The organism is Snodgrassella sp. ESL0304, from assembly GCF_013344995.1.
GTDB classification, from domain to species: domain Bacteria; phylum Pseudomonadota; class Gammaproteobacteria; order Burkholderiales; family Neisseriaceae; genus Snodgrassella; species Snodgrassella alvi.
Genome location: NZ_JAAEDR010000016.1, coordinates 32516 through 47466, shown reverse-complemented (window position 1 = coordinate 47466; position 14951 = coordinate 32516). Strand labels below are relative to the sequence as shown.

Below are 14951 nucleotides of genomic sequence, written 5' to 3'. Positions count from 1 at the left end.
ATGATTTTATAAACATTGTTTCGGTATCGTATTTTCCTTAACGCCGTTCGGGCAATAACCTACGCTTTGTCCGAGTTTTACTACTACCACATCCTTTATCCGGAAAATACTGCCTTTCTGCGGCCACACAGGTGCGGCATGGACGGTATTTAAATCAGATTTAATATCATCATAGGATGCGGGAATGATAGTGGCAATTTCGGCTTTATTCATAAATGCAGATATTCTTGCGGAATTACCACTATCCCAGTTAAGAAATGAAGCACCAAACATATCTGAATTATTTGGTCTGTTTACGCGTTTAATATCCATCGCACCAAAGAAATATACTTTGACAGGGGTATCCGGAGATACTTTTATTTCTTTGGTGATATCACTGGCAATAAATGAAGCCAGCCGATAATCTTTATTGTAGGCAATATAGTCTGTATAAAATAGGTTACTGGAACAGGCTATACCATATAAAAATGAAAAAGCGGCCACCGCCCATAAATATTTATTTTTTCGAATAATAATAAAACCAATCAATCCTGCAGAGGCAAAGAATACGGCAAAACTGGTCATCGTTCTGGGTGGTAACCCTTTGCCGACAATAATATTCATACAGAATAAAGTCAGAATACTTAAAAGTACATAAAACCCATATCTGGCTTTTCTTTTTAACGGATGTAGGAGTGGCAAAATTAAAAATACAAACGCAATTAAAAAAGTATTTAATCCATATGGAGCTTTTAAAGTGAAATAACGCTCTATAGAACGTCTAATCTTGTGTAAGCTTTGTCTGGGGGATTCATTAAACCAGGTGACAAGATCGCTTAAATAAGATTCAGACTGCAGATGATAATAATTCAGGATTAATTTTCCCAGTACAAAATACAGTATTAATCCGATAACTGATGAAATACATAAAGCAGTTATCAGTTTTAAATGCCGGGTATTTTCTGTACCTCTGACCTCATCGATTAATAAATATGCGATTAGTAATGAGTACGGGAGAAAGATTAATGATTGATAAATAGCTATTGAATAACAGATCAGAAAGGCCGGAAAAATTACGGTATGCAGAAAGGAATTTTTTCTGACAATCAAGTATACGGCAACAGATGACAGTAATATTGCTGTGGCCAGTGTGTCACACTGGTTCAGAAACTGTAACTGATAGGCAAACTGTACAGATGAGGCATATAAAACAGTAAAGAAAAGCGATTGATTCAGATTTAAACAAAATATTTTGACAATTACCGTGCACGAAGCGGCCAATAAAATAAACGTCAGAATTTCAGTGAAAAAGGGGATAAAAGGTTCTGGATAAATACTGGCTTTCAATAAGGCATGCCCCCATCTGCCAATTGCGACAGTATGCAAAATGTTGTTATTGAATTCTTCATCTATAGACAAAGAAAAATGAGTAAGCTCAAAGCCGAAAATAAAAATATAGATAATCAATGCGGACAAAAAAGAAAATACGGCAATCTGGTTTTTATTATTCTGGTCTGGCTGAAAAATTTGCATTCAATGTCACCCTTATTAAGGTAAAGCTTGTTGTTTAATAATCTATATTTCTCCGGAATATTTGTCGCTGACATAGAATCTTGAATAAACCGGAGCTTTCTTTTCTATGGAGAAATTATAATTCAATTTGATTTAATCAGTTACTCTATATAAGCAGATTGAAGCTAATAAAAACTATTTTTAAAGTAAAAAACAAAATATAAAGTTGATTTGAGGTTTTATGCTAAAAATATAATAAATAAAGCTGGTATTAGATTTTAAATAATTATATGTAATAAAAACGCTGATTATTCAATGAAAATGCAGATTAATTAGGATATTAAGTGGCTCAGGTTTTATTTTAATATATTTTAATTTAAGGAAAATTAAACGCCCTGTTGTTCTTCAACAGGGCGTTTAAGAATTAAAAAGCGTTCACAAGCTATTTATTCTACAGTCACCGATTTCGCCAGATTTCTTGGTTTATCTACATCAGTGCCGCGGGCCAGTGCGGTGTGGTAGGCCAGTAGCTGTACCGGTATGGTGTGTACAATCGGGGAAAGTACGCCCATATGGCGCGGGGTACGGATAACGTGTACGCCTTCATCGGCGCTGAATTCGCTGTCCAGATCGGTGAATACAAAGAGCTCGCCGCCGCGTGCGGCTACTTCCTGCATATTGGCTTTGACTTTCTCGAGCAGGCTGTCATTAGGCGCAATTACCACTACAGGCATATTCTGATCTACCAGTGCCAGCGGGCCGTGCTTAAGCTCACCGGCCGGATAAGCTTCGGCATGAATATAGGTAATCTCTTTAAGTTTCAGAGCGCCTTCAAGGGCGATGGGGTAATGAATGCCGCGGCCTAGAAACAGTACGTTATTTTTAGCGGCAAACTGATTTGCCCAGCCGGCAATTTGCGGTTCGAGATTAAGTACATGCTGCACGCTGCCGGGAAGCAGGCGCAGCTCATTGGTATATTGCTCTTCTTCTTCAGGGGTAACCAGTCCGCGCATTTTGCCCAGTGTTACCGCCAGTCCGAACAATGCCACAAGCTGAGTCGTAAAGGCTTTGGTAGAGGCTACACCGATTTCGGCACCGGCGCGGGTATACAGTACCAGTTCACTTTCGCGCGGCAGAGCCGATTCCATTACATTGCAAATAGAAAGGCTGTGCTGCATGCCCAGTGACTGGGCATATTTAAGTGCTTCCATGGTATCAAGTGTTTCACCGGACTGAGAAATCGTGATGACCAGCTGTTCCGGATCGGCAATAACTTTGCGGTAGCGGTATTCACTGGCAATTTCGACGTCTGTCGGTATTTGCGCAATGGCTTCCAGCCAGTAACGTGCAGTGAGTGCGGAGTAGTAGGAGGTACCGCAGGCAAGAATTTTAATGTTACGGATTCGCTTAAAGATGCCGGCAGCACTGGCGCCAAAGTTTTCCGGCTCAAAGCCGCCTACCAGAAATACTTCGGCGGTGTCGGTGATGGCTTTGGGCTGTTCGTGAATTTCTTTTTGCATGAAATGGCTGTACAACCCCAGTTCGAGCGAAGCTAAGGACAGTTCAGACATTTTGATTTCACGTTCTGCCGGCTGATTGTGTTTGTCGAGCAGAATATCAATGCCTTGTGTGGATAGCTGAACAAGGTCGCCATCTTCGAGGAAGACAACACGACGGGTATAAGCAATAACGGCGGAAACATCGGAAGCGATAAAGCTTTCATTTTCACCCAGTGCCACTAACAGCGGACAGCCCATACGCGCAGCTACAAGTTTATCGGGATTGTCTCTGGCAATCACGCCGATGGCATAGGCACCCTGAAAACGTTTGCAGGCAGTTTGTACCGCCTGAAACAGGTTGCCGGTGCTGGTGTGGGTGTATTCGTAATGGATGCTGTGAGCAATGACTTCGGTATCAGTTTGGGATGTGAATTCGTAACCCAGTGCCTGTAGCCGGCTGCGCTCACTTTCAAAGTTTTCGATAATGCCATTATGAACAATGGCAATCATATTGTTAGAAATGTGCGGATGAGCATTGGGTTCAGTAACACCACCGTGTGTTGCCCAGCGGGTGTGACCAATGCCCAGTCTGCCTTTGAGTCCGGCAGCCTGAGCGGCTTCTTCCATAAATTTAACGCGGCCGACACGGCGTACGCGCTCAATACCGTCCGGTGTCCATACGGCGATGCCGGAAGAGTCATATCCGCGGTATTCCAGCCGTTCCAAGCCGCTGGTAAGAAATTCTACTACGTTATTCTGTGCGCGAATGGCGCCAACTATGCCACACATGGTTTATCCTTTTTCAACAGGCATGGGTTGCAATGCAATTACGGTTTTTTTACCTGGCTGGAATGCGGCTATTGCGGTTTGCGGGTTATGCCGTGTTGATTCCAGTTTTTGTGTATCGTCTGCCTGATGATGCTGTTTCAGTTTTATTTGAAATGAAGATTGTAATGGAAACGGCGGATTTGTACAGTAAACTTTGTTTACAGCCTGCTGTACAAACAGACAGATATGTTTATGCTAATGGTTTTCAGGATGATGTTGGGTAGATAAATTATCTTTATATATCAGATATTTTATTCATTTGTTCTGTGAGTGTCATTAAGTATCTGGTTTAGGGATATGTTGGTGGTATTGATTTATGCCGGCAAATTGTTAATGTGTTTTCACCTGAAAAGACAGTTCTGCATCCAGGTAAGTCAGATTTAAAATTTTTGCTGGTTCAGGCTAAGCGGGTAATCGGAATGGTTCTGTCCGTGCCGGTGACGGCCTGATAAATTTTTCTGGCACCTTCAGGACAAATAAAGCAGTCGCTGCATTTACTTTGCTGACAGGAAGGCTGGTAAGGACCTATCTGGCGGATGATCCCTTTTCTGAGCCAAAAGTTAAGCATCTGCTCCATGGCACTTTCCTGTACCTGAAAATGGCGGGACAAATCCTGCAGGCTGGCTTGTCCGATAGTGATAAGGTAGTCACGAATGGCAGTGATAAGCATATCCGGTAGTCCTTTATCTGGGTTGGCTGATGGTTTGTTCCTGCTGTCTGAATAACTGAATACAAACAGATAGTGATGATTTTGCAAATATCACTATCTGTTCAGGTAAATAAGTTTTGGTAATTAGTAAAAATGCCTGATTACTCAGTGACAGCAGCTACTTTTGCTGTGCGGGCAGTTTTTCATGGTTATCTGGCAAGTCTGACGCCGGCTGCCGATAAATTTCATGCTGCAAACAACAAGAATAAACAGACAGGCTACTCCGCCAATCCAGTATGCGGCGCTGGTACTGTGACTAAGCTGGTGGTACTGGTAGTAAATGGTGGCACAGCTCCAGCCGGTAAAGAATGTCCAGCCGGCTACAAACAGCATCCAGCGTCCGCCGGCTTCGCGGTAAATGGTACCTAGCGCAGCCGCACACGGTGTATATAGCAGGATGAATATGAGATAGGCCATTGCGGCGGCACTACTGCCGAAGGAGGTTTCCAGTTTGGTTACTGTGCGTCCGGTCATGTCCATATCCTGCTGTACACTGTCAGCACTCTGATTCAGCGCACTAAAGCCCAGAGGATCGAGAAAGGAACCGGCCAGTTCGTTTAAGTTGGCTGGTATGGTGTTCAGGGCTTTGATGACACCGGCCTGAAAGTTAAAGGTTTCTTCGCCGCCATCCTCTTCCGCTTTCATAGAGTACAGGGAGTTGAGGGTGGCAATGACGGCTTCTTTGGCAAAGATACCGGTAAATATACCTACCGTAGCCGGCCAGTTTTGTTCATTGATACCCATAGGCGTGAATACCGGGGTAATTTTCTGACTGGCAACCGACAGTACAGACTGGCTGCTGTCATTGTGGCCGAATGAGCCGTCGCTACCCAGTGAGTTAAGCAGGCTGAGAATGGTTACCATGAGTACGATGGCCTGTCCGGCACGGAAAATGAATCCTTTCAGACGTGACCATGTCAGGTAAAGCATGCCGCGCAATGTAGGCAAACGATAAGCGGGCATTTCCATAATAAAAGGGGTAATGTCGCCGGGCAGCAGGGTGTGCTTGAGAATAATACCGGTAAGAATGGCAACACCGATACCGAGCAGATAAAGGATAAAAACCACGGTTGAGGCGTTTTCAGGAAAAAACAAAACAGCAAACAGGGTGTAAACCGGCAGTCTGGCACCACAGGACATAAAAGGTATCATGCTGATAGACATGAGACGGTCACGGGCACAGTCCAGTGTGCGGGTACCCATAATGGCAGGTACACCACAGCCGAAGCCGACCAGCATAGGAACAAAGGCTTTGCCCGGCAGGCCAATGGCACGCATGCCGCGATCGACTACCATTGCGGCACGCGCCAGATAGCCGGAATCTTCGAGAAATGACAGGCACAGAAACATGGCTGCAATAACCGGAATGAATGTGGCCACTGTTTGAATACCACTACCGATTCCGTTGGCCAGAATAGCAATCAGCCACTCGGGAGAGCCGAGTTTGGTGAGCAGGGCGGAGAAGCCATCGACAAATATGGTGCCAAAGAGGATGTCGAAGAAATCGATAAATACAGAGCCGAATTTAACCGCTACCATAAACATCAGGTACATGACGAACAGAAAAAACGGGATGCCGGTATAGCGGCCCAGGGTAATACGGTCAATTTTATCGGATAAGGACAGATTTGCTTCACGCGGCTTTTCAATTGCAGAGCGGCTTAGCTTATCGATGGCGTCATAACGGGCGCTGGCAAGGGCAACGTCGATTTCATGGTTACACCAGTCAGACAAGGCATCACGGCATTGTTGCAGGATATGTTTTTCGGTTTCAGTAAGAGAAACGGGGTTCTGTTTAAGTAATAATTCGATCAGCGCCCACTGGTCGAGCTGGTGTACGGCACTATCGGCCGGAAGCTGAGCCAGATAGTTGCGGATAATGGTGCTTTGTTTGCTACCAAGAGTATCCAGCTCGGGATGGGCTGCTACAGGGGTGGTGATGGCCTGTGCAATTGCCTGTTTAAGTTGCGGTATTCCGGTTTTTCGTGCAGCGGAAATGGGGATAACCGGACAGCCAAGCTGTTTGCTTAGTGTGCTGATGTTGATATTTTCCCCTATGTTATGCAAGGCATCGATCATGTTGAGAACGACCAGCATCGGCCGTTTGAGATCGAGCAACTGGAAAGTCAGGTACAGACTGCGTTGCAGATTAGTGGCGTCGATAATGTTGATTATCAGGCTGTCTGGTTCATTGAGAACAAACTCACGCGCAATCATTTCATCCTGAGAAGCAGCTATGTCGAGATTTTCTATGGCATAGGTACCGGGCAGGTCGATGATTTCTACCTGTTGCTGGTTTATCTGGATACTACCGGTTTTGCGTTCTACAGTTACCCCAGGCCAGTTGCCGACCTGCTGGCGTGAACCGGTAAGCGCATTGAAAAGCGTACTTTTGCCGCTATTGGGATTGCCGATTAATGCTATTTTCATTGTGTTGCCTCAACTACGCCGATGGCTTGTGCTTCACTGCGCCGCAGGCATAGGTAAAATCCGCGGGTTTTGATTTCCAGTGGATCGCCTAATGGTGCTGTACGGATTACGGTAACGTGGCTGCCGGGGGTAATGCCCATGGCTAACAGACGCCGGCGAAAAGGCAGAGATTCGGGCAACAGTCGGGTTATAACTGCCGGCTGACCAAACGGTAGTTGATCAAGAGTAAGTATTGGCACTGCGGTTGACCTTCAGTAGTAGGTAAGGTGTCTTTGTTATTATTGGGAATCATTTTTATTGTACATGATATTACTTTTGCCTGTTAATTTGCTTGTATGAATGGCTAAGAGAAAATGCTTTGTTTAGTTCTTTTGTGAAGAATATAGTGAATAAAGTGATTATTTTGCGAATTATAATTAGTTTGTGTATTTTTTAAACGCAGATATGTAATGCTTTTGATTAAAGTATGGCGGGTTTGGTGAAACAGATGTAAAGGCAGGAAAGATTAGTGAATAAGATAATCAGCCCGGCAGGCAGAATAGCACTGGCGGGCTGATAAAGAGATTATTTCTCGTTGTTTTTTTCTGGTCGCTGCCATTCTGACAAAGTTGTCTGGCGACTGCGTGACAGTGTCAGTTTGTCTGGCGGACAGTTCCTGCTCAGAGTACTGCCGGCACCGGTGGTAGCACGGTCACCTATGGTGATGGGCGCAATAAGCATATTGCCGGAACCGATGCGGACATGATTACCAATGGTAGTACGGTATTTGTTAACTCCGTCATAATTACAGGTGATGGTACCGGCGCCAATGTTGCTGTTTTCGCCAATAGTGGCATCGCCCAGATAGGTAAGATGATTGGCTTTGCTGCCATAGCCAATGGTGCTGTTTTTAACTTCGACAAAATTACCGATATGCACTGCGTCACCAATCTGTGCCTGCGGTCGCAGGCGTGCAAACGGACCAACCCGGGCATCGCTGCCAATATTGCAGTTTTCCAGATGGGAATTGGGATGAATGATGGTACCGGAGCCGATGATGGCGTTTTTAATTACACAATTGGCACCAATGGAAACGTTGTCACCAAGATCTACATTCCCTTCCAGAATGACATTAATGTCGATTATTACGTCTTGTCCGTGGGTTAGCTGTCCGCGTAAGTCGAAACGGGCAGGGTCACGCAGGGTTACGCCAGCCTGAAGCAGTGCCGTAGCCTGCTGCTGTTGCAGGATGCGCTCCAGCTGTGCCAGTTGCAGTTTGTTATTAACGCCGGCTGCCAGCCATGATGCACGCACTTGCAGCGGATGAACGGGAATATTGTCCTGCCGGGCCAGTGCAATGACATCAGTCAGGTAGTATTCTTGCTGACTATTGTTATTTTGCAACGCATTGAGCCATTGGGTCAGCTGACAATTGGGTAGGACAAAGATACCGGTATTGGTTTCGCAAATGGCTTTTTCCTCTGCACAGGCATCTTTTTCTTCGACAATGGCGACAACATTGCCATGTTGACGGATGATGCGGCCATAGCCGGCCGGATTGTCGAGAACGTCTGTCAGTAATCCTACGTCTTTACCGGCAGTGCTGAGTAATTCTTCCAGTGTTTGCTGATCGATAAGGGGTACATCGCCATACAGAATCAGAGTGCGTCCGCTGTCGGATAAATATGGCAGAGCCATTCTGACTGCATGGCCGGTACCCAGTTGCTGGTCTTGTTCCACCCAGCACACGTCTGCCTGAATTCGTTCCCGTACCAGCTCTTTGCCGTGACCAATAACGACGGTGATATTGTCCGGATGCAGACTCTGTGCGGTATTAATAACACGTTCCAGCATGCTGATACCGCCGATTTCATGCAAAACTTTGGGCAGGCGTGAATACATCCGGGTACCTTTGCCGGCTGCAAGGATGACGATATTTAAGGGTGAATTAGCCATAAATTTGTATATATTAAGATGTGAAAACGGGCTGTCGGTAATCTGGCATGATTCCGGCAGCCCTGTACTGATGTATCTGAATTATTCGGCACTACTGTTTGAATCTGACCAGTGTGTGTGTGCCGGTAATTTTTCGTCTGCATCCCCTACAGTGGGTTTCATCACGTGCGGTTCGGGGCGCATGCTGTTATAGCGCATATTGTGTGAGTAGGTGCCATCCTGATAAACCACACGTGTACCCGGTTCATATTTCTGGCGCAGTTTTGTCTGTCCGCTGGCATCCTGATAGGTTTCCCATGTGCAGCCACTGATGGCCAGTAGACCGCAAATTAAACAGATTCCGGCACGCATGGTGTTGTCCTTTGAGGTTAGTCGTTTGTACAGGGATATTGTAGAGAATTTGTGTGCCTGCGTATAGTTGCTTTATAACAGAGACGGGGCAATCTGTAGCAGACTGTGCATATCCGGTACAGCAGCATCGATTCCGGTAGCCGGATGGCTGTGTGTTCCGAACCATACTGTTCGCATGCCCAGTATATGTGCTGTTTTCAGATTGGACAGGCTATCGTCTACCATAATGCATTGCTCAGGGCGGATATGCAGCTGCCGGCACAGACTGTGGTAAGCATGCGGATGAGGTTTGTAAAGCATTTGTACATTATCAGTACCAAACAGGGCATGGAAATGTGATTCAATTTGCATGGTACTGATCAGTGCCTGTACATAATGGCTGGGACCATTGGAAAAAACGACTTTATAGCCGGGCAAATGGGTCAGAGTATGCTGTATTTGCGGCACAGGCTGCAACAGAGGCAAAATTTGTTCCAGCGGGTGACACGCCAGCAGAAATTCCTGAAGATTGATTTCCGGATGGTGTTTTTGCAGTCCGGCCAGTGTAGCGCCATAATCCTGCCAGTACTGCTGACGCAGCCGGGAAGCGGCAATATCGTCGATATTCAGGGTGGTGGCTATATAGGCTGTCATGTGCTGATTGATAATACCGAATATGCCTGCATCAGCCTGATGCAGGGTATTGTCGAGGTCAAATAGCCAGTAATGAGTTGTCATGATTTGTAAGATGGCGTCAGATTTTTACTATAAACGTCTAAAACGGGTATGATTGTATATGAAGAATACCTAATGATTTTAATGGCAGGAGACCAGAATGAAAGCAGGTAAGTGGTTAATCGGAGTGCTATGTCTGTTACTCAGTATGGTTGCACAGGCACAAACAGAGGTATGTCTGGCTGTACATGATTCATTTGCTTTACCTAAAAATGTTCTGGCTCAGTTTGAGCATGATAATAATGTGAAACTGACTGTGATTAAAGTCGGTAGCGGAAATGAAATGCTCAACAAGCTGATTTTAACTCGTGCTAAACCAATTGCTGATGCAGTATATGGTCTGGATAACAGTAATATTGCCAAGGCTCAGCAGTTTAAACTGTTTGCTCAGGCACAACCCTCCAGCCGTCCGGTTAATGTTTCTCTGCCGCAGGCTCTGGCAGTGGATTACGGCTATATTACGATTAATTATGATAAGGCATGGTTCCAGAAACATGGCAAAGCTGTGCCGCGTTCGCTGGAAGAACTGGCCAGCCCGGCTTACCGCGATTTACTCGTTGTGCCCAGCCCGGCCACTTCCAGTGTGGGGCTGGGTTTTCTGCTGGCGAATATTGGCGGCTTAGGAGAGCAGGGTACCTGGCAATGGTGGGCTAAAATGCGCCAGAATGGTGTAAAAGTGACTAAAGGCTGGAGTGAGGCCTATTACACTGAATTTACCTTGAACGGAGGCAGCCGGCCGATGGTGGTAAGCTATGCTTCCAGTCCGATAGCAGAAGTTTATTATGGTAAAGGTAAATACAAAACACCGCCAACTGCCGATTTACGCTTTAAAGGGGCAGTGTTCCGCCATATCGAAGGTGCTGCGGTGCTGAATCATGCCAGTCAGCCTGCACTGGCCGCTAAACTGGTGCAATATCTGCAAAGCAATCAGGTACAGAATGCCATTCCGACATCCATGTGGGTTTATCCAGCTGTAAAAGGCGTGTCTTTGCCGCCGGTATATGCTCATGTAAAAATTCCGACTACAGTAACGCAGCCAAGTATGGCTGATATGGCAGCTAAGCAGCAAAGCTGGGTTAAACAATGGGTAAAGGTAGTGCAGCGCTGAGCAAATAACCTGTACTGTTGCCATGCGGCTGTTTATTGCGGCCGGAGTAAAAAATAAAAACAGGGCATGGATATGCCCTGTTTGGTTATACAAATACTGAATCTGAGGTAATCGTCTGGTAAATAAAGATGTAAACGGTATTGGGATGAAAGTTGTCAGTTTCGGGCAAAAATTGCTGCCGGGGCTGTTCTCATTACTGCCGCTGTTTTTTTTGCTGGCTGTGGTGCTGTTACCATTGCGGGCAATGCTGCAACAAACGGATGCAGACAGTTTCCGTATGGTGTGGCAGGACGAATATATGCGTCGCTTACTGGGCTGGACAGTTTCACAGGCTGCTATCAGCAGTGTACTGACGTTGTTGCTGGGTGTGCCGGTAGCATGGGCAGTTACCCGTTTGCAGTTTAGCGGCCGAAACTGGGTACTGCGTTTGCTGATGCTGCCGTTTGTAATCCCCACATTAGTAGCCGGTGTGGGTATTCTGGCATTGTTTGGAGCACAGGGTTTATTGTGGCGCGGCTGGGAAGGTACGCCATGGTTATTGTTATACGGTAATGTATTTTTTAATCTGCCGGTAATGGTACGTGCCGGCTATCAGGGTTTGTGTCAGGTACCGGCAACACGTATGTATGCGGCGCAGACACTGGGTGCCGGAACATGGCAGCGCTTTGTCAGGATTGAAATTCCGCAGATGCTGCCATGGCTGGCCGGTGGTATGTGTCTGGTGTTTTTGTATTGTTTTTCCGGATTTGGTCTGGCTTTATTGCTTGGCGGTGAACATTACATTACGCTGGAAGTACAGATTTATCAGCTGATAGCTTATGAGCTGGATATGGCACAGGCAGGTGTGCTGGTGTTGTGGGTACTGGCCACAACTTTTCTGTCCGGTATTATATATGCGGTTCTGAGTAGATATTCGGCTCAAAAGGCAGTGATACAGATGTTGCCGCCGCAATTGCCGACAACCGGGCAGAAAGCCGGACTGGTAATGGCTTTGCTGCTGTTGCTGGGATGTTGTGCGCTGCCGCTGCTGGCTGTGTGCTGGCGTGCTTTGCTGGCTGGCAGTTCATGGCTGGTATTACTGGAAAGTACAACGTGGCAGGCAGTACTGAATACTTTAAGCTTTACTTTAATGGCAATCATGCTGGCATTACTGCTGGGTTTTTTGCATGCTGCGCTGGCAAAGCGGCTGATGTGGGTGCGCAGTCTGACATTTTTACCATTTATGGTATCACCGGTGTGTGTGTCATTCGGGCTGTTGTTGTGTTATCCCGGCTGGACAGCATCATTAAGTATGCTGATATGTACGTATGCGCTGCTGGCTTATCCGTTTATTACCAAGGATGTACTGGCCGCATGGGACAGTTTGCCTGACAGTTATACACAGGCTGCGCGTACACTCGGTGCCGGCCGTATGCAAGTATTGCTGTATGTTATTGTACCCCTGTTACGACCGGCTTTGCAGCGCGGGCTGGCGCTGGCTGCGGCTACCTGTATCGGTGAGTTTGCGGCTACGCTGTTTCTGTCGCGGCCGGAATGGCAGACGCTGACTACACTGATCTATCATTATCTGAGTACCGCCGGACGGGATAATTATGACCGTGCAATGGTGCTGACCTTACTGCTGATGATGCTGACCATACTGATTTTTGCGTTAGTGGAATGGAGTAAGGACAAAAAGGAAACGCATCTATGCTGAGCTGGCAACACATTAATAAAAAATTTTCCGATAAAGTTGTTGCCGCGGATTTAAGTCTGGAGGTGGCCGACGGTCAGCTGGTAGCGGTACTGGGAGAAAGCGGCAGCGGTAAATCAACTTTGCTGAATATGGCAGCCGGTCTGGTACAACCTGATAGCGGCAATATTTTTATTAACGAAGAAAATATAACTTTTTTATTGCCGGAACAGCGCCGTATCGGGCTGATGTTTCAGGATTATGCTTTATTGCCGCATCTGAATGTGTGGCAAAACGTGGCTTTCGGACTGCGTATGCACGGAGTAAGCAAACCGCAAGCACAACAGCAGGCCATGCAAATGCTTGCCGAGGTGGGGCTGTCTGAAGCAGCTGCCCGGCAGGTAGATGCATTATCCGGCGGAGAGCAACAGCGGGTGGCACTGGCCAGAGCACTTGTTCTGCAACCGCAGGCATTGTTGCTGGACGAACCATTTTCAGCACTGGATACAACATTGCGCGCCAGTTTGCAGCAATTAACTGTGCGTTTATTGCGTCAGCAAAAATGTCCGGCTGTACTGGTTACTCACAGCCCGCTGGAGGCTTTTGCGCTGGCTGATCGTATTTGTTTGCTCAGGCATGGCTGCTGGATACAACAGGGTACTGCTGCACAACTGCTGGCACGACCGGCTGATGCATGGGCTGCGCGTTTACTGGGTTGTGATAATGTCAGCGATGTTTGTTACATTCCGCAAAACGCTCTGCAATATGATCCTGAAAACGGAACACAGGTACAGGTAACAGAAGTATGTGTAACAGCCAGATCATATGATGTACAGTTGCTGCATCCGCAATACGGAATATTACGCTGGTGGCTGCCGCTGCATTACGCTGTGCAGGCAGGAGACTGGCTGCCATTAACAGTGCAACATCAACAAATTGTTTTCTTTCAGTAATACAGTGTCTGTTTGGCGGTAAACTGAATTAGTGGAAGAATGCATGCTCATGCCTACAAAAACGGTGCATAGTGGTATAATTGCGCCGATTTTTTTACCAATTATTGCAAGTACACATGGAGAACCTCATGGCTTTAGTTTCTATGCGCCAACTGCTCGACCATGCTGCGGAAAACAGTTATGGCCTGCCGGCGTTTAATGTCAATAATCTTGAACAAATGCGTGCGATTATGGAAGCGGCCGATGAAGTTAACGCTCCGGTGATTGTGCAGGCCAGTGCCGGTGCACGCAAATATGCCGGTGCCCCGTTTTTACGACACCTTATTCTGGCTGCCATTGAAGAATTTCCGCATATTCCGGTTGTGATGCATCAGGATCATGGTGCATCACCGGAAGTATGTCAGCGTTCAATTCAGCTGGGCTTTTCATCAGTAATGATGGATGGTTCGTTGCTGAGTGATGCCAAAACACCTTCCACTTATGAATACAATGTAGATGTCACTCGCAAAACTGTCTATATGGCACATGCCTGCGGTGTATCAGTAGAGGGTGAAATCGGCTGTCTGGGTAATCTGGAAACCGGAGATGCCGGTGAGGAAGATGGTGTGGGTGCGGCAGGTAAACTCAGCCATGAACAGATGCTTACCAGTGTGGATGAAGCAGCGCGTTTTGTACAGGATACGGGTGTTGACGCTCTGGCCATTGCTATTGGTACCAGCCATGGCGCCTATAAATTTACCCGTAAGCCGACAGGTGAAGTACTGCGTATCGACCGCATCCGTGAAATTCATGAACGTTTACCTAATACCCATCTGGTTATGCATGGTTCCAGCTCAGTACCGCAGGAATGGTTGCAGGTGATTAACGAATTTGGCGGCAATATTCCGGAAACGTATGGTGTGCCGGTAGAAGAAATTGTCGAAGGTATTAAATACGGTGTACGCAAGGTTAATATTGATACAGATTTGCGTCTGGCCAGCACAGGTGCTATCCGCCGTTTTCTCGCTACGCATCCGGCAGAATTTGATCCGCGTAAATACTTTACTGAAACCATTAAAGCCATGAAGCAGGTTTGTATTGATCGTTATGTGGCCTTTGGAGCTGCCGGTCATGCGAGCCAGATTAAACCAATTTCTTTGGAAAAAATGGCAAATCGTTACGCAGCCGGCGAACTGGTACAGATTGTAAAATAAGTATTTTTACATGTAATAATGGACTGTCCGGAAAAGGACAGTCCATTGTTGTTTATATCCTGTTTTTT

General features: G+C 46.5%; 13 protein-coding genes. 5 read left to right on the top strand and 8 right to left on the bottom strand.

The features are described from left to right. Window positions 1–6: 6 nt before the first annotated feature. Both GYX91_RS09315 and glmS read right to left on the bottom strand, forming a co-directional pair. Window positions 7–1512, bottom strand: a complete 1506-nt coding sequence (locus GYX91_RS09315; protein ID WP_084550111.1) for a glucosyltransferase domain-containing protein — start codon at window positions 1510–1512, stop codon at window positions 7–9. A 425-nt stretch (window positions 1513–1937) separates the two neighbouring features. Then, window positions 1938–3779, bottom strand: a complete 1842-nt coding sequence (gene glmS, locus GYX91_RS09310; protein WP_084550106.1) for a glutamine--fructose-6-phosphate transaminase (isomerizing) — start codon at window positions 3777–3779, stop codon at window positions 1938–1940. A gap of 92 nt (window positions 3780–3871) precedes the next feature. Between glmS and GYX91_RS09305 the strand changes: the two genes are divergently transcribed. Continuing rightward, complete coding sequence (locus GYX91_RS09305) at window positions 3872–4042, top strand: hypothetical protein (RefSeq protein WP_172397542.1); 171 nt, start codon at window positions 3872–3874, stop codon at window positions 4040–4042. 173 nt (window positions 4043–4215) lie between these two features. Here the strand turns inward: GYX91_RS09305 and GYX91_RS09300 are convergent, their stop codons facing one another. From GYX91_RS09300 to GYX91_RS09275, 6 genes are all read right to left on the bottom strand, one after another. After that, window positions 4216–4488: a FeoC-like transcriptional regulator gene (locus GYX91_RS09300; protein ID WP_174830666.1), complete on the bottom strand. Its 273-nt coding sequence runs from the start codon at window positions 4486–4488 to the stop codon at window positions 4216–4218. A gap of 144 nt (window positions 4489–4632) precedes the next feature. Beyond that, the gene (gene feoB, locus GYX91_RS09295) at window positions 4633–6957 is read right to left on the bottom strand and encodes a Fe(2+) transporter permease subunit FeoB (protein ID WP_174830665.1); all 2325 of its coding nucleotides are present in this window, start codon (window positions 6955–6957) and stop codon (window positions 4633–4635) included. After that, window positions 6954–7196, bottom strand: coding sequence for a FeoA family protein (locus GYX91_RS09290; RefSeq protein ID WP_051506485.1), 243 nt, complete (start codon window positions 7194–7196; stop codon window positions 6954–6956). The genes feoB and GYX91_RS09290 overlap by 4 nt, the downstream gene beginning before the upstream one ends. A 325-nt stretch (window positions 7197–7521) precedes the next feature. Next, window positions 7522–8892, bottom strand: a complete 1371-nt coding sequence (gene glmU, locus GYX91_RS09285; RefSeq protein WP_174830664.1) for a bifunctional UDP-N-acetylglucosamine diphosphorylase/glucosamine-1-phosphate N-acetyltransferase GlmU — start codon at window positions 8890–8892, stop codon at window positions 7522–7524. Between the two features lie 81 nt (window positions 8893–8973). After that, window positions 8974–9243, bottom strand: coding sequence for a hypothetical protein (locus GYX91_RS09280; RefSeq protein ID WP_025331518.1), 270 nt, complete (start codon window positions 9241–9243; stop codon window positions 8974–8976). A 72-nt stretch (window positions 9244–9315) separates the two neighbouring features. Next, entirely contained in the window at window positions 9316–9960 is a 645-nt protein-coding gene (locus tag GYX91_RS09275) for a pyrimidine 5'-nucleotidase (protein WP_174830663.1), read from the bottom strand. A gap of 97 nt (window positions 9961–10057) precedes the next feature. Here GYX91_RS09275 and GYX91_RS09270 point away from each other — a divergent pair, with 97 nt between their 5' ends. The 4 genes from GYX91_RS09270 (at window position 10058) to fba (ending at window position 14883) form a co-directional block, all read left to right on the top strand. Continuing rightward, window positions 10058–11065 carry a thiamine ABC transporter substrate binding subunit gene (locus GYX91_RS09270; protein WP_174830662.1) on the top strand — a complete coding sequence of 336 codons (1008 nt, stop codon included), beginning with the start codon at window positions 10058–10060 and terminating at the stop codon, window positions 11063–11065. A 145-nt stretch (window positions 11066–11210) separates the two neighbouring features. Then, the gene (locus GYX91_RS09265; RefSeq protein WP_110414613.1) at window positions 11211–12761 is read left to right on the top strand and encodes an iron ABC transporter permease; all 1551 of its coding nucleotides are present in this window, start codon (window positions 11211–11213) and stop codon (window positions 12759–12761) included. Continuing rightward, the gene (locus GYX91_RS09260; protein WP_174830661.1) at window positions 12755–13690 is read left to right on the top strand and encodes an ABC transporter ATP-binding protein; all 936 of its coding nucleotides are present in this window, start codon (window positions 12755–12757) and stop codon (window positions 13688–13690) included. The genes GYX91_RS09265 and GYX91_RS09260 overlap by 7 nt, the downstream gene beginning before the upstream one ends. Window positions 13691–13818: 128 nt before the next feature. Next, complete coding sequence (fba, locus tag GYX91_RS09255; RefSeq protein WP_025331513.1) at window positions 13819–14883, top strand: class II fructose-bisphosphate aldolase; 1065 nt, start codon at window positions 13819–13821, stop codon at window positions 14881–14883. Window positions 14884–14951 lie beyond the last annotated feature (68 nt).

Coding starts and splice junctions, on each gene's coding strand:
- fba (WP_025331513.1), top strand. CDS start 13,819: ATGGCTTTAGTTTCTATGCGCCAACTGCTCGACCATGCTGCGGAAAAC.
- GYX91_RS09280 (WP_025331518.1), bottom strand. CDS start 9,243: ATGCGTGCCGGAATCTGTTTAATTTGCGGTCTACTGGCCATCAGTGGC.
- GYX91_RS09270 (WP_174830662.1), top strand. CDS start 10,058: ATGAAAGCAGGTAAGTGGTTAATCGGAGTGCTATGTCTGTTACTCAGT.
- glmS (WP_084550106.1), bottom strand. CDS start 3,779: ATGTGTGGCATAGTTGGCGCCATTCGCGCACAGAATAACGTAGTAGAA.
- feoB (WP_174830665.1), bottom strand. CDS start 6,957: ATGAAAATAGCATTAATCGGCAATCCCAATAGCGGCAAAAGTACGCTT.
- GYX91_RS09275 (WP_174830663.1), bottom strand. CDS start 9,960: ATGACAACTCATTACTGGCTATTTGACCTCGACAATACCCTGCATCAG.
- GYX91_RS09265 (WP_110414613.1), top strand. CDS start 11,211: ATGAAAGTTGTCAGTTTCGGGCAAAAATTGCTGCCGGGGCTGTTCTCA.
- glmU (WP_174830664.1), bottom strand. CDS start 8,892: ATGGCTAATTCACCCTTAAATATCGTCATCCTTGCAGCCGGCAAAGGT.
- GYX91_RS09300 (WP_174830666.1), bottom strand. CDS start 4,488: ATGCTTATCACTGCCATTCGTGACTACCTTATCACTATCGGACAAGCC.
- GYX91_RS09315 (WP_084550111.1), bottom strand. CDS start 1,512: ATGCAAATTTTTCAGCCAGACCAGAATAATAAAAACCAGATTGCCGTA.
- GYX91_RS09260 (WP_174830661.1), top strand. CDS start 12,755: ATGCTGAGCTGGCAACACATTAATAAAAAATTTTCCGATAAAGTTGTT.